This is a genomic window from Spirosoma pollinicola, from assembly GCF_002831565.1.
In the GTDB taxonomy this organism is placed as follows: Bacteria; Bacteroidota; Bacteroidia; order Cytophagales; family Spirosomataceae; genus Spirosoma; species Spirosoma pollinicola.
Window position 1 is genome coordinate 7364715 of sequence record NZ_CP025096.1, and the last position, 23070, is coordinate 7387784.

The 23070-nt window shown below is 51.3% G+C and carries 25 protein-coding genes; 21 read left to right on the forward strand and 4 right to left on the reverse strand.

Annotated features, from left to right (window positions below):
- The 8 genes from CWM47_RS30965 (at position 1) to CWM47_RS31000 (ending at position 8643) form a co-directional block, all read left to right on the forward strand.
- Positions 1 to 579 carry a cytochrome c oxidase subunit 3 gene (locus tag CWM47_RS30965; RefSeq protein WP_100992432.1) on the forward strand — a complete coding sequence of 193 codons (579 nt, stop codon included), beginning with the start codon at positions 1 to 3 and terminating at the stop codon, positions 577 to 579.
- Positions 563 to 1459: a cytochrome c oxidase assembly protein gene (locus CWM47_RS30970; protein ID WP_100992433.1), complete on the forward strand. Its 897-nt coding sequence runs from the start codon at positions 563 to 565 to the stop codon at positions 1457 to 1459. Before CWM47_RS30965 ends, CWM47_RS30970 begins: the two co-directional genes overlap by 17 nt.
- The gene (gene ctaF / locus CWM47_RS30975; RefSeq protein WP_100992434.1) at positions 1456 to 1695 is read left to right on the forward strand and encodes an aa3-type cytochrome oxidase subunit IV; all 240 of its coding nucleotides are present in this window, start codon (positions 1456 to 1458) and stop codon (positions 1693 to 1695) included. The genes CWM47_RS30970 and ctaF overlap by 4 nt, the downstream gene beginning before the upstream one ends.
- Positions 1670 to 2197: a QcrA and Rieske domain-containing protein gene (locus CWM47_RS30980; RefSeq protein WP_100992435.1), complete on the forward strand. Its 528-nt coding sequence runs from the start codon at positions 1670 to 1672 to the stop codon at positions 2195 to 2197. Before ctaF ends, CWM47_RS30980 begins: the two co-directional genes overlap by 26 nt.
- Positions 2194 to 3582, forward strand: coding sequence for a cytochrome b N-terminal domain-containing protein (locus CWM47_RS30985; RefSeq protein WP_100992436.1), 1389 nt, complete (start codon positions 2194 to 2196; stop codon positions 3580 to 3582). The genes CWM47_RS30980 and CWM47_RS30985 overlap by 4 nt, the downstream gene beginning before the upstream one ends.
- Before the next feature lie 135 nt (positions 3583 to 3717).
- The gene (locus CWM47_RS30990) at positions 3718 to 6336 is read left to right on the forward strand and encodes an MGH1-like glycoside hydrolase domain-containing protein (protein WP_100992437.1); all 2619 of its coding nucleotides are present in this window, start codon (positions 3718 to 3720) and stop codon (positions 6334 to 6336) included.
- A 384-nt stretch (positions 6337 to 6720) separates the two neighbouring features.
- Complete coding sequence (locus tag CWM47_RS30995) at positions 6721 to 8457, forward strand: APC family permease (RefSeq protein ID WP_170069466.1); 1737 nt, start codon at positions 6721 to 6723, stop codon at positions 8455 to 8457.
- A 12-nt stretch (positions 8458 to 8469) separates the two neighbouring features.
- A complete protein-coding gene (locus CWM47_RS31000) occupies positions 8470 to 8643 on the forward strand; it encodes a response regulator (protein WP_394341960.1) in 174 nt (57 codons plus the stop codon).
- 96 nt (positions 8644 to 8739) lie between these two features.
- Here CWM47_RS31000 and CWM47_RS39440 read toward each other — a convergent pair whose 3' ends face one another.
- Genes CWM47_RS39440 through CWM47_RS40425 form a run of 4 tightly spaced genes read right to left on the reverse strand, consistent with a single transcriptional unit; the run spans position 8740 to position 10128 of the window.
- Positions 8740 to 8952: a hypothetical protein gene (locus tag CWM47_RS39440; RefSeq protein ID WP_240625535.1), complete on the reverse strand. Its 213-nt coding sequence runs from the start codon at positions 8950 to 8952 to the stop codon at positions 8740 to 8742.
- 24 nt (positions 8953 to 8976) lie between these two features.
- Positions 8977 to 9483 (reverse strand): hypothetical protein, encoded by a 507-nt coding sequence (locus CWM47_RS39445; protein ID WP_240625536.1) that lies wholly within the window; start codon positions 9481 to 9483, stop codon positions 8977 to 8979.
- 51 nt (positions 9484 to 9534) lie between these two features.
- On the reverse strand, positions 9535 to 9801 hold the full coding sequence (locus tag CWM47_RS40420) for a DUF389 domain-containing protein (protein ID WP_394342030.1): 267 nt from the start codon (positions 9799 to 9801) through the stop codon (positions 9535 to 9537).
- Between the two features lie 12 nt (positions 9802 to 9813).
- Positions 9814 to 10128: a DUF389 domain-containing protein gene (locus CWM47_RS40425; protein ID WP_394341961.1), complete on the reverse strand. Its 315-nt coding sequence runs from the start codon at positions 10126 to 10128 to the stop codon at positions 9814 to 9816.
- A 94-nt stretch (positions 10129 to 10222) separates the two neighbouring features.
- Here CWM47_RS40425 and CWM47_RS31010 point away from each other — a divergent pair, with 94 nt between their 5' ends.
- The 13 genes from CWM47_RS31010 to CWM47_RS31070 all read left to right on the forward strand — a co-directional run bounded on the left by CWM47_RS31010 (position 10223) and on the right by CWM47_RS31070 (position 23069).
- Positions 10223 to 11476, forward strand: a complete 1254-nt coding sequence (locus CWM47_RS31010; protein WP_100992439.1) for a cation:proton antiporter — start codon at positions 10223 to 10225, stop codon at positions 11474 to 11476.
- Positions 11477 to 11891: 415 nt separating this feature from the next.
- A complete protein-coding gene (locus CWM47_RS31015; protein WP_240625537.1) occupies positions 11892 to 12473 on the forward strand; it encodes a fasciclin domain-containing protein in 582 nt (193 codons plus the stop codon).
- 140 nt (positions 12474 to 12613) lie between these two features.
- The gene (locus tag CWM47_RS31020; protein ID WP_100994137.1) at positions 12614 to 13948 is read left to right on the forward strand and encodes a DUF2254 domain-containing protein; all 1335 of its coding nucleotides are present in this window, start codon (positions 12614 to 12616) and stop codon (positions 13946 to 13948) included.
- 11 nt (positions 13949 to 13959) lie between these two features.
- The gene (locus CWM47_RS31025; RefSeq protein ID WP_100992440.1) at positions 13960 to 14346 is read left to right on the forward strand and encodes a DUF1622 domain-containing protein; all 387 of its coding nucleotides are present in this window, start codon (positions 13960 to 13962) and stop codon (positions 14344 to 14346) included.
- A 460-nt stretch (positions 14347 to 14806) separates the two neighbouring features.
- Positions 14807 to 16498 carry an OmpA family protein gene (locus CWM47_RS31030; RefSeq protein WP_100992441.1) on the forward strand — a complete coding sequence of 564 codons (1692 nt, stop codon included), beginning with the start codon at positions 14807 to 14809 and terminating at the stop codon, positions 16496 to 16498.
- A 391-nt stretch (positions 16499 to 16889) separates the two neighbouring features.
- Positions 16890 to 17933 carry a YrzE family protein gene (locus CWM47_RS31035; protein WP_100994138.1) on the forward strand — a complete coding sequence of 348 codons (1044 nt, stop codon included), beginning with the start codon at positions 16890 to 16892 and terminating at the stop codon, positions 17931 to 17933.
- A gap of 232 nt (positions 17934 to 18165) precedes the next feature.
- On the forward strand, positions 18166 to 18639 hold the full coding sequence (locus CWM47_RS31040) for a YsnF/AvaK domain-containing protein (RefSeq protein WP_100992442.1): 474 nt from the start codon (positions 18166 to 18168) through the stop codon (positions 18637 to 18639).
- A gap of 38 nt (positions 18640 to 18677) precedes the next feature.
- On the forward strand, positions 18678 to 19529 hold the full coding sequence (locus tag CWM47_RS31045) for a YsnF/AvaK domain-containing protein (RefSeq protein WP_100992443.1): 852 nt from the start codon (positions 18678 to 18680) through the stop codon (positions 19527 to 19529).
- 106 nt (positions 19530 to 19635) lie between these two features.
- Positions 19636 to 20556: a hypothetical protein gene (locus tag CWM47_RS31050; RefSeq protein ID WP_100992444.1), complete on the forward strand. Its 921-nt coding sequence runs from the start codon at positions 19636 to 19638 to the stop codon at positions 20554 to 20556.
- 131 nt (positions 20557 to 20687) lie between these two features.
- Positions 20688 to 21167, forward strand: coding sequence for a sll1863 family stress response protein (locus tag CWM47_RS31055; RefSeq protein WP_100992445.1), 480 nt, complete (start codon positions 20688 to 20690; stop codon positions 21165 to 21167).
- Positions 21168 to 21208: 41 nt separating this feature from the next.
- The gene (locus CWM47_RS31060) at positions 21209 to 22168 is read left to right on the forward strand and encodes a sterol desaturase family protein (RefSeq protein WP_100992446.1); all 960 of its coding nucleotides are present in this window, start codon (positions 21209 to 21211) and stop codon (positions 22166 to 22168) included.
- A gap of 29 nt (positions 22169 to 22197) precedes the next feature.
- Complete coding sequence (locus CWM47_RS31065; RefSeq protein ID WP_100992447.1) at positions 22198 to 22461, forward strand: hypothetical protein; 264 nt, start codon at positions 22198 to 22200, stop codon at positions 22459 to 22461.
- A 47-nt stretch (positions 22462 to 22508) separates the two neighbouring features.
- Positions 22509 to 23069, forward strand: coding sequence for a hypothetical protein (locus tag CWM47_RS31070; RefSeq protein ID WP_100992448.1), 561 nt, complete (start codon positions 22509 to 22511; stop codon positions 23067 to 23069).
- Position 23070: the final 1 nt, after the last annotated feature.

A 23070-nucleotide genomic window follows, 5' to 3' on the forward strand; every position in this document is an offset into this window, starting at 1 on the left:
ATGGAATCTAAACTGATGATAAAACTGGTAGTGGGCACTGAAACCATCTTTTTTCTGGCGCTGATAATGGGCTTTGTGTATTTCGCCTACTATCCGGGCTTTAAACCGCAGTCGGTGACTATGTTGGATTTACCAGCGACGGCGGCTTTCACAGCGTTATTACTGTCGAGCAGTTTTACATTCTGGCGAGCCGAAGTGAATTTTCGGGAAGGAAAACCGGGTCGGCTAAAAGGCTGGCTGCTGGCTACGATTGTGCTGGGCTTCGTTTTCCTGAGCGGTCAAATCCGTGAATACAATCATTTATTAACCAACAAGCTGACCATCAGTCAGGGTACATTTGCCACCGGTTTTTTCACGCTCACGGGTTTTCACGGACTTCACGTATTGATTGGCCTGATTGTCCTGTCGGTGGTACTCTATCTGGCCTTTCTAGGCGATTTCGATAGCTCACGCTCGCGTGTCATCAGTGAGGTGGGAATCTACTGGCATTTCGTCGATGTTGTCTGGGTTATCGTGTTTACGCTCGTCTACATACTGCCTCACTTCTTAACCCTAAGCGGCCATGAATCAACTCAGTAGCTACTGGATTTTCGACTGGTTTACCGGGCTGACATTGGCCGGCTTTGGCGTTCTGTATGGAATACTGTCGGGTTGGAAGTGGCAACCTGGAGCGGGTTTGTATAGCGTGGGCCTGCTGCTCATGGGCCTTGTGCAACTATCGCCCCTGCATACGTTAGGAGCGCATTACCTAATTAGTGCCCACATGGTAGGGCACATGCTGCTCCTGTTAGTCGTGGCACCGATGCTGGTAGTAGGCCTTCCAAAGCAGTTGAATACCAAGATAGTAACTCCGCTAATGCAGGTATCAGCGTTTCTTGGAAAATGGCCCTGGCTGGGCTGGCTGACCGGTCTTGGCGTGATGTGGTTCTGGCACATTCCGGCGGTATATGATGCGACGATGGCCCACGACTTTGCAACGGCCTATGGGAATATTCTGTCTATTCCCCTTTGTCGAATAGGGGGAACCTCAACGGTTAGTTGGATGAACGTAGTGCACGTTCTGCATCCGCTGAGCGTGGTGTTGGCCGGCATCTGTTTTGTGTGGCCGGTGGCGGGTCCGTTCAGGCAATACCGCATTCATCCGCTGACGGGTGTGCTGTATTTGTTCACGGCCTGCGTAGGCTGCTCGGCGCTGGGTATGCTCATTACATTCGCGCCGGTTGGCCTCTATCAAACCTACACCGGTGTAGACTACTACGGATTAGTCCATCTGATTCGTCAGGATTGGGGTTTCGACCCGGCTACTGACCAACAAACGGCGGGTCTGCTCATGTGGGTGCCTGGCTGTTTTCTTTATCTGACGGGGGCAATGTACCTCTTATTTAACTGGCTAATGGAGCGGGATGACGTAATAAGCGTATCCAAAACTAACCTGATACTGGAAGGCGAAAAGGCATGACCCCAGACGAAAAAACACACTACCTGACGAATCGGGCCAACTGGAGCAACGCCCGGCCGCGGCAATTGCCCCGCCCAACGTACTGGCCGTTTTTTCTGGCGGCAGGCCTGGCACTGCTGGTGTGGGGAATATTGGCGGGATGGATCATTGGTACGGCGGGGCTGGTGGTGATGAGCATTGCCCTGACCGGTTGGATAACGGAACTACGACATGAGCGACGAGAACACAACGACTGAAGGTGATAGCCGCCGGGACTTCATGATGAAGGTGAGCCTTGGACTGGGGGGTCTGGCTGCGGCAGCAGTAAGTGTGCCGGTGGTTGGCGCGTTGATTGCCCCGCTCCTGCACGACAAACCCGAAGTCTGGCGCCCGGTCGGCTCGCCCGACGATTTTCAGGTGGGCACCACCAAACTAGTTAAGTTTGAGAATGCCGATCCCAAAACCTGGGCGGGTACGACGGGCAAAACCGGTGCCTGGGTCCGGCGCGAAACGGACGATAAATTCACCGTCTTCTCGGTAAACTGCACCCACCTGGGTTGCCCGGTACGCTGGGAAGCCGATGCGGAACTGTTCATGTGCCCCTGCCACGGCGGGGTCTATTACAAAGATGGGTCGGTCGCGGCTGGTCCGCCACCGAGGCCCTTGCAGCAGTATCCCGTTCAGGTAAAAAACGGCCAGGTCCAGATCGGTACCGCCCCGATTCCCCTTACCACGTTCAGCAACGACTCGACTACATGAGTATTCTGCAAAAAATCGGCTACTGGATCGAGGATCGAACGGGACTGTCTGCCAACCTGGGTCCACTGATCAAACACCTCGTTCCGCCGGGGGCTAAATGGGCCTACGTATTTGGGAGCGGTACGTTGTTTTGCTTTATTCTCCAGGTCGTAACCGGCATTGGGCTGTCCCTGCTCTACCAACCCTCCTCCGAAGGAGCGTATGCCTCGTTGCAGTTCATTACCGATCAGGCCACCTTCGGCAAGGTGCTGCGGGGCATTCATTACTTTGGCGCATCGGGCATGATTATCCTGGTGGGTATCCATATGATTCGGGTGTATATCACCGCGTCGTTCAAGTACCCGCGTGAAATGAGCTGGATTAGTGGGGTTTTTCTGCTGTTTCTGACCATTGCCATGGGGTTCACGGGGCAACTCCTGCGCTGGGATTCCAACGGTGTGTGGTCGGCGGTGGTAGCCGCCGAAAATCTGGGCCGGATTCCACTCATTGGTACTAGCCTTGCCCGCTTGCTGATGGGGGGTGATACCATTGGTGGGCAGTCGCTGAGCCGCTTCTTTGCGTTTCACGTCTTTCTGTTTCCGGCGCTGATGTTTACCCTGGTCGGCTTTCATCTGTACCTAGTGTTTCAGAATGGCATTTCCGAGCCCCCCAAAGCGGGTCGTCCCGTTGACCCGAAAACCTATAAAAAGTGGTACGCCGACATGCTCAAGCGCGAAGGTGTACCGTTCTGGCCCGATGCGGCCTGGCGCGATGCGATGTTCGGGTCTTTGGTGATTATCGCCATCATTGGCTTCGCCGTGCTGGTCGGCCCACCTGCCCTGACGCAACCACCCGACCCGTCGATTATCCAGACCTCGCCCGCACCGGACTGGTACATGCTGCCGATTTTCGCCCTGTTTGCCCTGATGCCGCCCAAAATCGAGTCGATTGTCATTTTCGTGGGGCCAATCCTGTCCATTCTGGCGTTGCTGGCGCTGCCGTTTTTTTCGGGTACCGGCGAACGTAGCCCCATCCGCCGGCCCTGGGCCGTGTTCGGCGTGGTCTGCGTAGTGGTGTTTGTGGGAAGCTTGTTAGTGGCAGGTGAAATTGCGCCCTGGTCGCCCCGCTTTAAGACTAAACCTTTGGCGCAGTTCGTGCATTATACGAATCCGCAACTAGAGCGGGGGACGATTCTGTTCTATAAAAAAGGTTGTCAATACTGCCATCAGATTACCGGGCAGGGCGGCATTAAAGGTCCGAATCTAAGCCAGATTGGTCGCACCTGGACACGGGCACAGATTAACATCCAGATTGTAAACGGTGCCAGCGAGATGCCCGCCTATGGTGGGATGCTGACTAAAACCGAATTAGACGACCTTGTCTCCTTTCTAATGGCTCAGCAGTAAGTATATCGTTATTGGGTTGTCATTAGATTGTCATTGGGTGTTCACAGCCTGTTAATTATCTGCCCGTGAAAAATAATGTGAATGACTACTAAAGACTTAATGACCACTGAATGACCATTCATAACCACCTTACGTATGAATCACGAACAGAATCGACTCCAGGAAGTTCATCAGGGAAAGGCTGACTGGTATAAATATGGGCCGTATCTGAGTGAGCGCCAGTGGGGAACGGTACGGGAAGATTACAGCCCGGACGGAAACCTCTGGAGCTATACCACCCACGACATGGCCCGCAGCAAAACCTACCGCTGGGGCGAGGAAGGCATTGGCGGACTCTGCGATAACCAGCAACTTCTCTGCTTTTCGGTAGCTCTCTGGAACGGGCTGGACCCCATCCTGAAAGAGCGCCTGTTTGGGCTGTCGGGTCCTGAAGGCAACCACGGCGAGGATGTGAAGGAGTGTTACTATTATCTGGATAACACGCCCACGCATTCCTACATGAAAATGCTCTACAAGTATCCCCAGCAGGCATTTCCTTACCAGAAATTAGTCGAAGAAAACCGGCGCCGGGGTAAGCATGAGCCGGAATTTGAACTAATCGACACGGGTATTTACGATGACAATCGCTATTTTGACGTGTTCATCGAATACGCCAAAGCCGATGCCGACGACATCCTGATTCAGATAACAGCCTGTAACCGGGGACCGGATGATGCTACGTTACACGTATTACCGCAACTCTGGTTCCGCAATACGTGGGCCTGGGGCTACAACGATACCCGCCCCCGGCTGTCGGTCGGACCGCAGCGAACCATTCATGCTTCTCATAAAACGCTGGGTAATAAGTGCCTGTTCTGCGACCAAGAACCAGATTTGCTGTTCTGCAACAATGAGACCAATACCCAACGGCTGTACGGTTCGCTATCGGGGGAACAATACGTTAAAGACGGTATTAACAACTACCTGATTCACGGGGATCACGAGGCAATCAATCCGGGGATGCAGGGGACCAAAGCAGCCGCCCATTACGTGCTGACGATCCCGGCGGGCCAGGAGCAAACGGTACGGCTACGACTGGCGGACCCCACCCTGAAAAAGCCCTTTGCGTCCTTCAACCCGATGCTCAAAACCCGTCGTCAGGAAGCCGATGCGTTTTATCAGACGCTTCAGGGCAATACGGCGGATGACGATGTCCGACGGGTACAACGGCAGGCGCTGGCCGGTATGCTCTGGAACAAACAGTTTTATTACTACGACGTAGCGCGCTGGCTCGACGGTGATCCGGCGTATCCGGCTCCGTCCGCGTCGCGCAAAACGGGACGGAACAGCGACTGGGTCCATTTTCATACGGCCAGTATCCTGTCGATGCCTGACAATTGGGAGTTTCCGTGGTTTGCTGCCTGGGACCTGGCTTTTCACTGCATAACCCTGACCCTGCTGGACCCCGCCTTTGCCAAACAGCAGCTCACCCTGCTGACCGATACGTATTTCATGGGTTCCGAAGGGCAGCTTCCGGCCTATGAGAATAATTTCAGTGGCACCAATCCGCCGGTACACGCCTGGGCGGCCTACCGGATGTATCAGATGGACCAGCAGCGAAACGAGGGGCGGGGCGACACAGCCTTTCTGGCAACGATTTTTCATAAATTACTGATCAACTTCACCTGGTGGGTGAATCGAAAGGACCGCAACGACCGCAATATTTTTCAGGGCGGCTTTCTGGGCATGGACAACCTGGGCGTGTTCGACCGCAACGCGCCCCTGCCAACCGGTGGGTACATCGAACAGGCCGATGGCACCGCCTGGATGGCCATGTATGCGCTGAATATGATGCGGATCGCCCTGGAACTGAACCAGAAAAACCCGGTCTACGAGGATTTGGCCGTTACGTTTTTCGAGCATTTTCTTTCCATCGCGGGTGCCATGACTAACCTGGGGAATGAGGGTGTGGACCTCTGGGATGACGAAGACGGGTTTTACTACAACGTATTACGTACGCCGGACAAAGCCCTGACAACCCTGAAAGTTCGCTCGATGATTGGGCTGATTCCGTTGTTTGCCATCGAAGTGCTGGACGATACGCTACTCAAGCAGTCGCCCAAATTTACAGAGCGCATCGACTGGCTCTTAACGTACCGCCCGCAACTGGCCAAACTGGTACCAAGCTGGCAAACAAAGGGTCAGCAAAAGCGGCATCTGCTGGCCTTGCTGGATAAAGACCGGCTGAAGAAAATACTGACCCGAATGCTCGACGAAACAGAATTTCTATCGGACTACGGGATTCGCGCCTTGTCGCGGTGTTACCTGGAGCATCCATACGAATTTCTGGTCGATGGCAAGTCCTTTGGCGTTCATTATACCGCCGGGGCTTCCGATTCTAACCTGTTCGGTGGCAATTCCAACTGGCGCGGACCGATCTGGTTCCCAATGAATTTTCTGATTGTCGAATCCCTCCAACGCTTTTACTTATACTACGGAGACGATCTTCAGATTGAGTACCCAACCGGTTCGGATAAGATGCTCACGCTCGGGGCCATTGTCGATGCACTAACCCAACGCCTGGACCATATTTTTCTGCGAGATACCAAAGGTCACCGGGCTGTTTTTGGGGATAACCCCAAATTACAGACCGATCCACACTTTAAGGATTACATCTGGTTTCACGAATATTTCGACGGCGATACGGGCTATGGCCTAGGGGCCAGTCACCAGACTGGCTGGACGGGTCTGATTGCTAAACTGATGAAACGATAAAATCAATTGGATAGAATTGGTTCGATCCAACCGAACCGGCATGGGATGGCCCCGCTACCTCGCCCGACTTACTATCAGGCATTCGTACACTTATAATATAGCCAGGATTTAATTCGTATCATAAAGCCACAAGGTAGCGAGTTAGTACCATTGGAGGCAGCCTGCCACCCGCACTTATACGCCCTCTTATCAAATTCTAATCAGATCTTAAGTTGTCGTTAAGCATAGTAACGGAGTGGCGAAACTTGGTTTCAATTAACTCAACTCATTCCGTTTCTGCAGCAGGAGGCCTGGTTCCGAAATGAATTCGCTGAGGCAAGACCAATAAAGTAGGAGAATGCGTAGTATTGTCTACCTTCAACACCATACTAACAAACGTTACTGATGAGCACGCATACCAAACTTAGTGAGCTACCGGCAACCGCCATTTGTGGTAATGACATCAGTTCGTCATGTCTGTACGTGTCAGCGCTGAGTATTTTGTACGCGGGTCAATACGCCTGGATTTCCCTGCTCCTGGTGGGCGGTACGTTGTTTTTATTTCGAAAGATATATGGGGAAGTTGTCGGCGCTTTACCGCTCAATGGCGGGGCATACAACGTATTGCTCAACTCGGCCAACAAATCGGCGGCTTCCCTGGCAGCCTGCCTTACCATCCTCTCTTACGTAGCCACGAGTGTGATTTCGGCCAATGAAGCGATCCATTATGCGGTTTCGTTCTTTCCATCCGTACCGATCATGATGGGCACGGTAGGGCTCTTACTTTTATTTTTCCTGCTCAATTTACTGGGTCTTAAAGAATCATCGAAAGCCGCCGTCATTATCTTTATCATCCATTTGGTTACGCTGGTTGCGTTATGTGGCGTCTGTGGTTGGTATGTATTCACCCACGGGGTAAGCCAGTTTTCGATCAACTTTGCCACCAAATCTGAGCACAGTATTTCCTTTCAGCTTTTTGCGGGCTTCGCAGCCGCCATGCTGGGCATTTCGGGTTTCGAAAGTTCGGCCAATTACGTCGAAGAACAGGACAGAGGTGTTTTCCCGAAAACGCTGCGGAATATGTGGCTTATCGTGACGGTGTTTAATCCACTGATTGCGTTGTTGGCCCTGAGTATCATGCCAATTGGCGAGGTGCACAACCACGAGGCATCCCTGCTGGCCTTTATGGGTGAGCGTTCCGGTGGTCACTGGCTAGCCTGGCTGGTTTCCCTCGATGCCATGCTGGTATTGAGCGGGGCCGTACTTACCTCATTTGTGGGGGTAAGCGGCCTGATGAAACGCATGACGCTGGACCGAATATTTCCCCAGTTTTTCCTGAAAGAAAATGGTCGTCAGGCACCCTATTACATTCTTTTCCTGTTTTTTGCCCTCTGCGTAGCGATTCTGCTGAGTACGAATGGAAACCTTCAGGCATTGGCGGGGGTCTATACCATTTCGTTTCTGTCGGTAATGGGCTTGTTTGGGATCGGGAATCTGCTGCTTAAACTCCGCCGGAAACGCCTTCCCCGCCCCGAAAAAGCCACTGTCGGTTCGGTATTACTGGCGCTGCTCGCTGTGGGTCTGGCCCTATCGGGAAACGTCATGCTGAATCCCAAGTACGTCTGGGTCTTTTTCGAATACTTTATACCCACGTTTCTGATTGCCCTGATGATGATGGACCGGTCGCTGATCTTAACGGGCTTTTTATCGGTGATTTTGTATTTTTTCAGACCACTCAAACGCAGCATCGAGCGATTGACAAGCTGGACCAACCAGACCATTAAAGAAATCAACGATCAGGAATTTGTTTTCTTTTCGAAAGGCGACGACATAGCCTCACTGAATCGGGTAATGATTTACATACAAAGTAATGAGGAAACTAACAGGCTGCGCATCGTAACAATTGAGAATGAACATTTTAAAGCACCGGAACACTTGCACCGGGACATTGAAACCCTTGATCGGGCTTATCCCGAAATTGATGTTTCCTACGAACGTATTAACGGTTATTTCGGTCCAGAGCTAATTCAGGAGCTATGCGAAAAATGGTGTATACCCACCAATTTCATGTTTATTGGCTCCCCCGGTCAGCGATTTCAGTACCGCGTTGAAGAATTGGGTGGTGTCCGGCTCATTATTTAAGGTTGTTACGTGATGAAACTCTTAGTGGTCGAAGATGAATCCAAAACCCTGCAAGCCATTCAACAAGGCCTGGAAAAAAGTCAGTTTGAGGTGGACATGGCATACGACGGGCTGATTACCAGACGCCTGGGGCTGAAGAATAATTGCGCGGCTATTATTACCGGACCAACCGATTCCGATGGCTGACCTGTATTTTCGAACCTTTCCGATTGCCTGACTGGCCATAATGCCTGCTTGATTGCACTAATTCAGCCAAAAGGGAATAGATAGGTCAGGTTCCGTTCAGTCAATGAATAAATTAATCCGTTTGCTTTTGGTTCGACTTTGCAGCCAGCATTCGATCCGTCGTTTTTCGCCGGGTGTATGCCGACGGGAAAATTTGGCATAAACTAGCATGACCGTATCGGGTTTGCTGCTGGTTTCATTCATAACCAGCGAGTGGGTGGCAGTGAACGTCTGCACATCCGGCATGAGTGTCTTGAGTTCGTTACGCAAATCCGCTACTGGCAATCGCGACGTTTAGGTCAAATCAATATACCGAAGAAGGGAGTCGATGGTGTGGTCTTTTCGAGAAATGGATGCCTGGCTATATTGAATAACCTGGTCAGCCAGCGTGGTTTTAAGGGCGTCTACGTCGATTTCCGTATCTTTAAAATTCCCCTGTTTAACGACCAGGTTTGCAACCTTCAGCCCGTAGGCTGGCATTTTGGCCCGTAGCAGGGTAGTTGAATCGTTTGGTAGTGGCTCACCCACAAACGAGAGTTCCAGCGTACTCTGTCGCCGATTCAAGCGGGCTGCGTAATTGATAACCTGCCGGTATTGAAAAGTACATTCGGCCGTAACAAAGCGCTTCGCGTTCTGCTCAAAAATCGTTTTGCGAACAATCTGATAGTCCAAGTAGCTACTGAGAACTACGACAATCAATACAGCCAGCCAGATGGTATGTCGAACCCGCCGTTCGACGGCGGCCGTAGGATATGCTTTTTGGTGATAGCCCAGAAACCGGACAATCAGAAACGTAGCCAAACTGATACAAATGCTATTAATGAGAAACAGATAAAATGTTCCAGCGAAGTACTACAGATTTCCGATTGCCAGTCCGTAGCCTGCCGTGCAAAGGGGCGGCATAAGGGCGATTGCGATGGCCACCCCCGGAATGACATTGGTCACCTTATCCCGGGGCGATTCTGCCACGATGCCCGCCAGTCCGCCAAAGAAGGCAATAAAGGCATCCCAGACGGTGGGCGACGTGAGAGCCAGCAATTCGGACTGAGCACTGTGCATCGGGCTGATGAAAAAATAGACGGTTGACGTCAATGGGCTGATAAAAACGGCAATGCTTATATTTTTGAGCGCCTACTGAATCATTGTCTGGTCATTGATACCAATGTCCAGACCGATACCCATAATCGGTCCCATCAGGGGCGAAATGAGCATGGCACCGATAATGACCGCCGTTGAATTAACATTCAGCCCAATGGAGACAATGAAGATAGCAAAGATGAGCGTCCAGAAATTAATCCCTTTAAATTCGATTCCCTTGCTAATGGACTGAATAATGCCCACCTCTTGCGCCTTATCCTCTTCCAAGCTGAAACGCTCGCGAATCATCAGGCTGAAGCGGGTGAGTGGATCAGGGCGATTTGCGCGTGGAATTTTAGGATCGTTCACAAACCTTATCGGAGCGACTTAAGTGACCGAGGCCTAAAGCCGGGTGGTTTTAAGGGAAAGTTAACGTATTCTTGTAAAATTCTGATAGCATGTGATGGACTTATTCTCGCTGATTACGTTACTGATTGTTATGGCCGCCCTGTTTGCGTACCTCAACACACGCTGGCTCAAGCTTCCCGACGCCATTGGAATCATGGTGTTATCGCTTGCTTTCTCAGCCCTGCTAATCAGTCTGAACGCTATTCACCCACCCTGGTTTGCGCTGGTCCGTCAAGCGGTTCGTGAACTGGATTTCGGTCGACTTCTCTTCAATGTAATGCTTAGCTTTCTTTTGTTTGCCGGAGCCTTCCATACGGATGCCACTCAACTCCGAATCGAACGCCGTTCGGTGATGCTGTTTGCACTGGTGGGAGTTCTGCTCAGCACAGCCCTGGTTGGCACAGGCCTATACCTGATCGCTGGCTGGTTGGGGTTTGTTTTACCCTTCTCATTCTGCCTGCTGTTTGGATCCTTGATTTCGCCCACTGACCCGATTGCTGTGCTGGGTATTCTGGCCAAGTTCAAATTGCCCGAAAACGTTAAGCTTAATATCGTCGGCGAATCCTTGTTCAACGATGGAGTAGGCGTCGTCGTGTTTGCGACGATCTACCGCGTCGTTATAAATGGAACGGACAGTATTGGTGCCGGGAATATAGCCTTTCTGTTTCTGGAAGAAGCCGGGGGTGGCGTTCTGTTTGGTCTGGCCCTGGGCTACGGCATGTTCTGGCTGATGCGCTCGATTAATCACTACCAAACCGAAGTGATCATCACCGTAGCAGGGGTTATGGGGGGCTATCTGCTGGCGCAGAAACTGCACATTTCTGGCCCCCTGGCCATGGTGGTAGCGGGCCTGTTTGTAGGTGATCACGCCCGCCAGGAGGCCATGAGCCGCCAGTCGGAAGATTATATTGATAAGTTTTGGGAATTGATCGACAGTATCCTGAATGCGTTGCTGTTTGTGCTGATTGGTCTCGAACTACTCATCCTTGATTTTCAGTCGGGCTACTGGCTCATCGGCATCGTAACGGTTGTGTTAGTGCTGGCAGCTCGGTTTGTTTCCATCTGGCTTCCTTATCGGCTGGCCCGGCGCTGGCTCGATCTGGACGATAAAGCGCCCATTATGCTAACCTGGGGCGGCTTACGGGGCGGATTATCCATTGCTATGGCACTTTCCATCTCGAATGCATTACCCCATAAAGACCTGCTGGTAATGATCACCTACGGCGTGGTTTTATTTTCCGTTATCGGGCAGGGGTTAACGATGGAATGGCTCATCCGGCGACTTTACCCAACGGACGAAGCCTCTTAGTGAATGGGCCGTTACAGGCCAGATTTGGGTTGCGGATCTGAGGGCACAGGCCGACCCGCTATGTCCGTACGGGTGAAGGCTAACTGTATTTGACGATTAGTATGGATCTATATGATCGGAAAATTATTGCCGGGCTGCCAGAGCGATATAACAGATAACGAAGGTACTGCGCCGGCATCGCAGTGGCGTCCCACCCCGGTCAGCGCTGGGTTATCTTTCTCCTTTTGAATACTATAGCAGGCAATTCCAACAGGTTAATTAACTATTTGTCCCGTTCCACATCGGCGGGGACCGCGTCCAGTGTCGTGTTGCAAGTCCGGTAAGGTATCTGTACTAAACATTAAGCAGGGCCTTAGGTTAACGCTACAGTCAGTAGACCAGCAAAAGGCTGGCTGACCCTACTAATTAACTAATCATGAAACTGATTCGTACCATTATTTTTTCGCTCATCGGGGCTATCCTGCTACTCCTGCCCAAGCTCGCAACCGCTCAGGCCATGCCAGCGGCTTCGTCGGCTACCGATCTGAAGGCTAGTGGCGTAAAGACGGGAACCAGCCTGGGTCTAAGTGCGGCTAAATCAGCTGACCACACGACGTTGCTTCAGTTACTGAAAGCATCGGGTTTACTGGAACAGGCCTATGGCAAGGAGCCTTATACCGTGTTTGCACCCACCAATGCGGCTTTCTCCGAACTTCCGGATCGTGAACTGCCTGAACTGTTGCTGCCGTCGAGCAAACAACGATTGATCCAGTTTCTGGCGTACCACGTTGTCAAAGGGCGACTGACCACTGACCAACTGAAAGACGGTCAGACCCTCACCAACCTGACCGGGCAGATTTTGATCGTGCACAAACAGGGGAATGACATCACGATTAAAGATGGACGGGGTACGGTCGCCGAGGTCCTAGAGGCTGATATTCGCGCGACGAACGGGGTCGTATATACTGTTAATCGAGTGCTGCAGCGGATTGTGAATAAAGGTCCAATTGTTCGCTGACAGCCGGTAACAAGGTATCGTTATCTATGATTTTATAAAGTCGCTCAATTTGTGGATTAAGCGACTTTTGTGTCTGATGCCAGTCGACCTTAACTATTCGGGTGCTGACGGGTTTGATTAATAAAGCTTACGTTTTTTATATGCCTACCCGATTTCGTCAATACTGGCAGCAACTTCAGGAATCGCTTTGGTTTGTGCCGGGACTGATGGTCCTAACTTCTTTCGGGATGGCCTATGGCTTTGTGGAGTTTGATGCAACCACCAACTGGAATGGGGCCAAGCGGTTTCCGTTTCTATTTGGCAACGGAGCTGATGGCGCACGGGGTATGCTATCAGCCATTGCGGGTTCGATGCTGACGGTAGCAGCCCTGGCCTTTTCACTGACCCTGGCCACCATCACCCAGGTCAGCAGTCAGTATTCGCCCCGGGTACTGCGTAATTTCATGCGTGACCGTGTGAATCAGGTCGTTATGGGGTACTTTGTCAGTGTGTTTGCCTACTGCTTGATCGTACTGGGCACTATTCGGGGTACCGACGAAGTAAAGTTCGTACCCGCAACCGCCGTATTAGTTGGCTTGATACTGGCCTTGGGTGGGGTAGCGGCCCTGATTTTCTTTATTCACCACATTGCCGAATCCCTCCAGACGGGTACCATCGTTCAGCGTATTTTCCAGGAGGTCGACAAAGCCATCGACGAGCTGTTTCCCGATCAGTTTGGTGAACCGATTGATGATCCGAAAAAAGCCGAAGCCGCCTTGCAGTATACTGATGAGCAGATCGACTGGTATCCGGTTGAATCGAAGCAAACGGGCTATTTACAGCAAATAAATACGGAAGGTCTACTTCATTGGGCAACCCGGCACCGGGTCGTTCTGCGCATTGAGCAGCCTATGGGTGCTTTTATCGGAACAGGTACAACCCTGTTTAGCGTCCGGAGTGGCATGGAACGGAATGCCCCCAACCAGGCCGACTGGCCGGATAACCTGATGGACTACGTCAGTATCGGGCGGCACCGCAACGTTATTCAGGATGTTTCATTTGGTATTCAGCAATTGGTCGATATTACCTTAAAAGCGCTTTCACCCGGTATCAACGATACCACCACCGCGATTATGGCCATTGACTATTTAGGTGCTGTTGGTGAACGACTGGCCCGACGGGAATTTCCGGCCCGGCTTCGCTCGGATGGGAACCACTTACGCGTGCTGGTCCGGGCCGACTCGTTTGATGATTACATGCGGTTGGCATTCGATTTATCCCGCATCAACGCGACCGGTAATTTTGCCGTATTTCGGCGGTTGCTACGGGCACTGGCCCTGGTGGCATCAGCCGCCTGCTCGACCAACCGGCTGCCTGTTCTGCGTAAACAGGCTTCGTTACTGATGACCTACGCCGAACAAACGCTGGTTACGGACTACGAAAAGGAAGAGGTCCGGTCGTTGTACAAAAAACTTATGGAAACCTGGCCTGGCTAAGGATTTATCCAATGGAAGAGATTATTAAAACGATTACGTTGTTACTGGCCCGCTGGATTGAGGCTGGCGCAGCTACGGTCATTGCGTTTGCATCGGCTCGGTCATTTTACCTGTTTGTCCTTGCCATCGTCACTGACCGGAGCCTACTTATTCCCAAAGAGGAGATTCGCCTATCGCTGGGCCGTTCACTGGCATTGGCCCTGGAAATGGAGTTAGGGGCGGATATTTTGAAAACGGCCGTTGCCCCAACCTGGAATGATATTGGACTGCTGGCCGCTATTGCCGTACTGCGAACGGCGCTCAACTACTTTCTGGAGCGCGAACTCCGTAATGCCGAACAGCGGGGCGGAACGCCGAATCAACCAGTCGAATCAGATGTTGGTCTGATGGGCTCATGAGAAGAGTCCTGATTTATTGAAAAGTATCAGGCAGCATAGGGTCTAGCTTCCCAATGGTGGTCAGCAAGTTAATTAATTGGTCTTGCGTCGGCTTATCGACAAGAGTTATGTATTGATCCGCTACCGTAAAAACGTACTCTTCCAACTGCCGATCCAAAACCGATTTGGCATTAGCCTGTTAATCAGTCGTTTCGGGAAATTCCAGCCTAAAAGGCCACATAAGGTAGATTTACTAAGTGAATTCAATACGAGTACTACTACGCTGGTCTCTGGATGTCTTCCCCGGCAAACTTACAAACCTAATTGACTGACTTGATCTCATCTATGATCCTTATCATCGAGTCTAATGATCATTAGCAGTCTGGAAACCTGTGAACCATCAGGTTTCCAGACTGCCTCCATCATAGGTATTGAGGGATAGGCAAGCCTACTTTTGCTCGCCACAACTACGCATTTACTCATGGCAACGATAACACCACTGGATCATCTGCGGTCTGTTTTTACCCCTTCAGCCGTTAACAATCTGGCCCACAGTCTGAATGAGAACAGGACGAACACCCAAAAAGCAATTGATGGGCTTCTGCCCACCGTAACGGCTGGTGTCATTAACGGGGTATCTGACAAAGATGGCGCAAAAACGCTTTATTACTTGCTCACGAACACTCCCTTCGCTACTGAATCAGACATAGTTGAGCTGATCGGTACAGGCAGCGAACGGCAGAAAGCGACCGAATCGGGAAATGGCCTCCTTAAAAAACTGTATGACCAGCGGGTTCACCAGGTAGCTCAGGAAACAAACCAGTACAGCGGAGTTAGTTTAGGATCAGCCACTACCCTAACCGGGCTGGTAGCGTCCGTATTAATGGGCTTTCTACATAAACAGATAGTCGCCCGCGAGCTGACCCAAGCCCAGTTGGCGGCAATGCTACATGGCGAAGTCGATGCCACCCGGTCGGTTATACCAGCCATGTTTGGCGTTCCACTGGCCTGGTTCATTGGGACAGCTTATAACCCAGTTGCACAAGTTGTTCCGGTCCGGCAGGAAACAGCATTGGCAAGCGGTCTGCTGTGGTGGCAATGGCTGCTTATCGCCCTGGGGTTATTCCTGCTAACCTTGTTTTTGCTACGTTCCTGCAACCTGAACAAAACCACCGCTGAGCAGACAAACGATTCGGGTATGGCCGCAGCGACCGATACGGTAGCCAGTGATCTGGATGGGAACGAGCCCCAGGTACGAACTGGCGTCGATTTGCCGGGTGGCCGCAAACTGAACATTGTCGAGAATTCATTCAATTACGCGCTGGCCATGTTCTTAGCCACGAAGAATGGACAGTTCCCTAAGGTCTTCACATTCGACAACCTGACGTTTGAGCCTAATTTGGCCCAGGTTACAGCGCAGGCCCGTTCTGACGTGGCTGATCTGATCCAGATTATGCAGGCGTACCCATCGCTTCGCATCCGCATCGAAGGCAACACCGACAGCACCGGCACCGATGCTACTAACGACCCCCTATCCAGCGAACGGGCCGAAGCCGTCAAACAGGCGCTGATCGCCGGGGGCATCGAACCGGATCGCATTGCTACGCGGGAACGGGGTGATACGAAGCCGGTAGCAACCAATGAAACGGAAGCAGGACGCGAAAAAAACCGCCGGATTGATGTAGTTATCCTGAGCCTGAGTGCGCCCCCCGCCGGGCCCAAAGTACGCGTGGCTGTCGATGCACCCGATGGGCGGAAACTTATCCTTACCGATCAATCCTTTACGTATCAGTTAGCCCGCTTTTTAGCTACAAAAGGGAGTCGACCCAATAAATCATTTCTCTTCGATGAGCTCCGGTTTGACACCAATACCGCCCGGATTACCCCCGATGCTCAAGTCGAAGTAAATGATCTAGTCCAGATTATGAAAACCTATCCAAAGCTGCACATCCGCATTGTTGGGTATACGGACAGCGTCGGGCCTGAGTCGATCAATAAACCGCTCTCAGCCGCCCGGGCCAACTTTGTCAAAGTGGCTTTGGTAAAGGAGGGGATTAATACCAGCCGGATAACGACCGGCAAAGAAGGCGAAGAGGAGCCCATTGCGACCAATCAGACGGCTAAAGGGCGCCATCGAAACCGGCGCGTCGAGATCGTCGTGACGCGGTTATAGTAAGCGTCCTCCCGTACTTGCTCATGCCGGGCAGGAATAAAGAACATACGCTGACTTGACATTCATCATAGCCTATAGTGACAATGCACATAGGGTTTCTTAATCGAGGGAATTAGTTTTGCTACCACCTCACCATCAGTAGGGGGATTTGTGTCCACTGGCATTTTTTCCCGCTCCATTACACAACATACCCACACGTTCCTGAATATCCGGTAAACATAAAGCCTCGTTGCATTGCCTTTACCGGTTTTTGAACATAGCGGCATCAGGAGTGCCTGTCTGATTGCTTTCTGATTTACTCAATACGTAACGAAGTATCCAATGCCCAGAAAAGGTCTATGGCAGGATGGCCAGTTTATTCCTGCCTTACTTAATTACCAATCAATACGTAATGGAAACAACAACCCTATACCAGGACCGCCCAAGTCGGGTGGACTTTATGAAACGAATTTCCTGGAGCGCCGTTTTTGCCGGTGTTCTGGTGGCCATTGTTACCCAGATGCTTCTGACCTTACTGGGTCTGGGTATCGGCCTGGGCACGATTGATCCGGTGGAAGAACATAATCCCATGGCAGGTTTGGGTATCGGCAGTGCCATCTGGTATATTGTCAGCAGCCTGCTCTCCCTGTTTATTGGAGGATGGGTGGCGGGCCGACTGGCCAGTACGCCCCGGCTCTTCGATGGGATGATTCATGGCGTGCTGACCTGGTGTCTGGTTACGCTGCTAACCATTTATTTTCTAACGACGACCCTGGGTAGTATTATTGGCGGAGTAGGTCAATTGGTGGGTGGCATCGTTAAAACAGCCAGTTCAGGGATAGCCGCTGCCGCCCCCGGTATCGGTAATGCCGTTCAGAATCAGCTACAGGCCAATGGCATCGATACGGATAATCTTGACTTGGGCGACCTGAAAAACGAAGTCAACTCCATGCTTCGCCAGACGGGTGATCCGGCACTGAACCCCAACACACTGGCGCGTAAGGCAAACCAGGCCACCGACCGGGCAGGTAATGCCGCCGAGCGGGCCGCATCGAATCCGCAGGCCGCCGACGACGTGGCCAGCAATTTATTTAGTCGGCTATTCAAACAGGGGCAGGCTACGGTCAATAGTGTGGACAAAGAAGATGCCGTTAACGTGTTGATGAAACGGACGGGTAAAAGCCGGGCCGAATCGGAGCAAATCGTTGACAACTGGATCAATACGTACAAACAGGCAGCTGCCAAATTCGAACAAACCAAAAAAGAAGCCGAAGTGAAAGCCCGTCACATGGCGGACGATGCCGCTTCCGCAGCCTCAAAAGCCGCTATTTATAGCTTTTTTGGCTTGCTGATTGGGGTCGTTGCCTCGGGTTTCGGCGCCCGAATGGGTACCGATTCCAAAGACGATTATAATCAGTACGACCGTCCCATTCGAGAGACTCAAACGGTGCTATAAAAAAAACTAAACGTAAAGGGTTGTTTTGTTTCGTTTTCCAGGTGGACTGGGGAATCGTAGTGAGTGCCAAAAGGGGCTGAGCACTTGCCCAACCCTTTTTTCTACCCTCACAACCGGTCAACACAGTCCGTATGTCTCCCGGAAGGAATTCAACTGTGTTCAATGAACATGACGTGAAGCGTCCCTCAACCTACTTCATTCAGCCTCGAAGCCGTTTATTATCTATTCCGTTATGATTCCTCAGAAACCGTTCGATGAATGGGTTGACCAAACCCCGAACTCTGCTTCGCCTGCCGTACCGATCCCTGCTGGCGCTTCCGAGATTCTTCTGATACCACTCATCAGCGAACAACTTCAGGTAAGTAAGCAGGTCATCGAAACGGGGCGTGTCAGGCTTACCAAAACGGTTCATCAGTACGAGCAGGACATGCAGATTCCCCTGATTCAGGAGGACGTAGTGGTTGAGCGGGTGGCTATGGATCGACTGGTAGACGACGTACCGGCGGCCCGGCAAGAAGACGATACGATAATCTATTCCGTACTGAGAGAAGAGTTTGTCGTTCAGAAACGACTGCGGCTAGTGGAAGAAATCCGGGTGACCAGACGGCAGTCCCAGATGACCGATACGCAAACAGTCTCCCTCCGACGGGAAGAGATAACCGTTGAGCGTTTCACTACTGTATCCCCTGATGCATCCACCGTATAAGTTCCCAACTAAATTCTTACCAAAAAACAATTCTGATTATGGCACTTACAGTGATTGGCGTTTTTGATAACGCTTCCCAGGCCCGCCAGGCCGTTGAAAATTTAGTCGATGCAGGCATGATGCGCCAGAACATCGATCTTTCCCTCCAGTCAGATTTGACGGCAGACTATGGTAACACCTATTCAACTACCAATAGTACCCATATGGACGACGATAAAGACACCGGCAGCAGCATCGGCAATTTCTTCAGTTCGCTCTTTGGTAATGACGACGACGCTGACCGATACACGAAGGCTACCGAAACAGGTTCGCTGGTAACGGTCCATGCCCAGACGGAAGACGAAGCCGAGAAGGCGGCCGATATCCTGGATGAGGCCGGAGCCGTCGATGTTAACGAACGGACGCCGGTATACGATAGTCTGACCAGCCAACCCAGCGCATCGATGGGCGCGGCCTTCACCGATACAAAGCAGCCCGACGGCGATCAAACCATCAAGGTCATCGAAGAAAACCTGGAGGTAGGGAAACGGATCGTTGAGACGGGGGGCGTCCGGCTACGTAGCCGAATTGTTGCCAAACCCGTGGAAGAAAGTATCCGCCTGCGCGAAGAACGGGTTAGCGTGCAACGTAATCCGGTCAATCGCCCGGCTACGGCCGCTGATCTTAATGCCTTTCAGGACGGACGGATTGAGCTGACCGAACACAAAGAAGTGCCGGTGGTGTCGAAAACAGCGACGGTCGTTGAGGAAATCTCGGTTGGTAAGGATGTGACCGAGCGCGACGAGGTAATCCGGGACACAGTCCGTAAAACGGAGGTAGACATTGACGATACAACCAATTCGATGAAGCCCAAAAGCGATGGCGATGAGGTGACGTACTCAACGAAATAATCGAACGAAAATTCAATCATTGGGACGCCAGGAAACGGTCGCCCCAATGATTGTGTCCTGTACTTTCTGCGGAATCACCCAGATCGAGTAAACTAACGGCTAAGGAATGGAAACACCCGCTACCCACTGGAGACTAGCAACCGGAATTCTATCAGTCCTGTTACTGCTATTGCTGATCGTTGGAGTTTATTTCTGGAACACACGTAATACCCCAACTCCTGCGACTAGCCCGCTTAAAGGTCAGGTCGATTCGCTGGTATCGGTTAAACGCCAGTTGGAAAGCAATCTAAATGATGTAAAAAGTCAGTTGGAGTCTGCTACTGAAGAGAATGCTTCGCTGAATAGTCAGATCGATAACCTGGATAAGCTATTATCTCAGACCTATGATCAACTTAATATGCACTATGGGGATAACATCGACCACACGTTCGCGATGAATGGGATGAACCGTACCGTTGCCAGACTCAACCATCTGCACGACAGCGTAAGCAGTCAACTGGGACCCCTTCAGGGAAATGCAGCCCGACTATCAAAATCCAATGACGTATTGACGGACCAGAACCGGAAACTACAGCAATCCCTCAACCAGCGCGACACCAGTCTGTCAGCTATGGTGCTCCGATCGGCCCTGACCAGTGATGCGTTCCGGTTTGACGCCATCAAGCCAAATGGAAAACAAACGGCAAAGGCGAAGAAGGTCAACACGCTAAGCGTTTCGTTTACCGTACCCGACGAAAAGGGATTAACTGGTTTGCAGGACGTCTTTCTGAGTCTGACCGATGATCACCAGCAGGCCATGATTCCTCCGGTTCACACTGTCAGCGTTAAGCTGGCGAAGGGTACGAAGGAGGTGTCGGTTCAGGCCGTGCAGTCCGTTGATTTTGATCAGCATCCGAAACGTATTTCGTTTAAACTTGATCCGGCAACGGCCATCAAACCGGGTATTTACCGGGCGTCAATTTATACGCAAACCGCTTATCTGGGCCTGGTGGAATTTCGCTTCCGGGATAGTTTCTGGTTTTTTTAATCGCCGTCTGTTCCTGATTCGGACTAACCGAAAACCAGTCGGTCTAAGGACTTTATAAGGTTTGCCTAAGCTCATTCTAAGGTCGCTGTTCATACTTTGACATCAGTTATTAGCCCATAAATACGAATGTTATGAACCTAAAAACAAATACGTTACGGTCGCTGCTGGCGACCTCATTCATCGCTTTGTCATTGTCTGGCTTTCAGGCCTGCAGCAATCGCGAGGACAAGTCGCGAACTGAAGAAGCGGTTGACAATACAGGGGATGCCATCGAAGCAGACACCAAAGAAACGGAGGATCAGGTTTCTACTGATTTCCAGACCGAGCGGGCTAAAGCTGTCGCTAATCTGGAAGAACAACGTAATAAACTTGATCAGAAAATCGACGAGTTACAACAGAAGACGGACCGTAACCGCAATAAAGCCGACAATACAATGACCCGGCAAGTAGATAAATTGAAAACAGAACGGGAGGATTTAACTAAAGACATTGATAAGGCTAAAAATTCAACGGCCGATGCCTGGCAGGACGTAAAAGCAGGCTTCAAGAAAGCAGGACGATCCATCGGTGATGCCTTTGATAAAGCAGGTGATAAGCTCGATAACAAGTAGTCAATGACTCGTTGTGACCAAAATGACACCATTCCATATCTATGCTCGAAGCCTTATTTGGTGCGCCGGTTATTCCGTTAGAGCGACTGTGGACCATTGAAAAAGCGGCTCCCGATCTGATCATCTGGGCCGCACCCATCATGTTTCTACTGACGGGAATAGAAATCCTGATTACCCATCTTCAAAAGAAGCCGTATCACAATAAACAGGAAACGATTGGGTCGACCCTGGTGGGTTTAGGCTCCGTTGTGATTGGCACCAGCCTGAAATTCGGCCTGCTGTTCGCGTTCGTCTGGTTATACAAAGGGCTACCCTGGCGCATGGCGCTTCAATGGTGGACGTTTATTCCCTGCTACCTCATTTTTGATTTTTTTAATTATTGGGCGCACCGTATTGCGCATGAACGCCGGTTCTGGTGGACTACCCACGTGGTTCATCATTCGAGCGAACACTATAATCTGACCGTCTCGTTTCGCTTGAGCTGGATTCAGAATGTAAAGGTTATCTTTTTTCTGCCCGTGGCGCTGTTCGGATTTCACCCCATTGTTTTCTTTACCGTTAGCCAGATCGCCGTCCTGTTTCAATTCTGGGTGCATACCGAATACATCCGGCGGTTGCCAAAGTGGGTCGAGTTTATCTTCGCTACTCCGTCTAACCACCGGGTTCACCACGGATCGCAGGAGAAGTACATCGATAAAAACTACGGGGCTACGTTTATTTTCTGGGACCGGCTCCTGGGCACGTACCAGCCGGAAGAAGAAGCGCCGGTTTACGGCATTACGAGCAACATCGGCAATAAGGCGAACCCAATTCACATCAATTTTCACGAGTTTATCGACATGGTAAACGACGTGAGAAAGGCCAGTGGGCTACGGCAGAAACTGTTTTACTTCTACGGGAGTCCCATTGCCGTGGCGCAAAGAAAGCAGCAACAGGCCCTACAGGACGCCGATTCGACGACTGAGATAACCGGGCAGCTGGTACAACCTACGCAGCATTAATTACTTACTTTTTAACGATCAATACTACTATGGAAAGTGAAGACCGAGAAGACATCATCCGGGCCAAACAGGCTATTTCGCCCAATGGGCTGGAAAACCAGTCCGCCGAGGGGCACAGTGGCGTAGGCAGTGAACAACCCGTCAGCGATTTACCCGACGAGGAACTCCCCAACCAGGAACTGCTGGAAAAGTACACGGACGGCCCCGACGAGCCAGGTGAGAACGTGCGGGTCATGAATCCGAATCGTAACCCGAACGACAAGCCGAACATCGACAAACCTGCTTACGATTAGGCAGTCAGAAAGCAGATAATTAGTCGTTTCATTTTACTCAGTTTACGATGGCTACCGACCAACGAACCCAACCCGCAAACGCTACGCGCGAATCAAACGTACAGTACATACTTTATGGCGTCATTGGCCTTCTGGTTCTGGGCGTAGGCTATCTATTGTACAGGAACACAGCGTTGACGAATGAATTTGAACGGGAACGCAGCAGTTTACGGGAAACCGTTCGGAAAAACCAACTCGCCAACGATCGGCAGCAACTCCTGTTTGGCATGAAAACTTTTGTCTGGGCGGTTCGGAATGCGATGCTACAGAAAAAACCCGGCGAGATCAACGAATATTTCAACACACTGGTCAAAGACCGGGGTATTAAGGAAATGTTGCTGGTTGACCCCGCCGGGCAAGTGACCATTTCAACCAATAAGAAAAACCAGGGTATTGCCTTTGCCAGCCGTTTTCCAGACTATCTGCTTCAACAACAGGATGTTTATTTCAGGGCGAAAGCCCCTTATGAGTTGTCGGCACCGGTTACCTCGCCTAACAAAAGGCTCGGAACGCTGGTTATGTTCTATACGCCTGCTTCCTTAGTGCCTGACTCTCTGGCATTACAGTAAT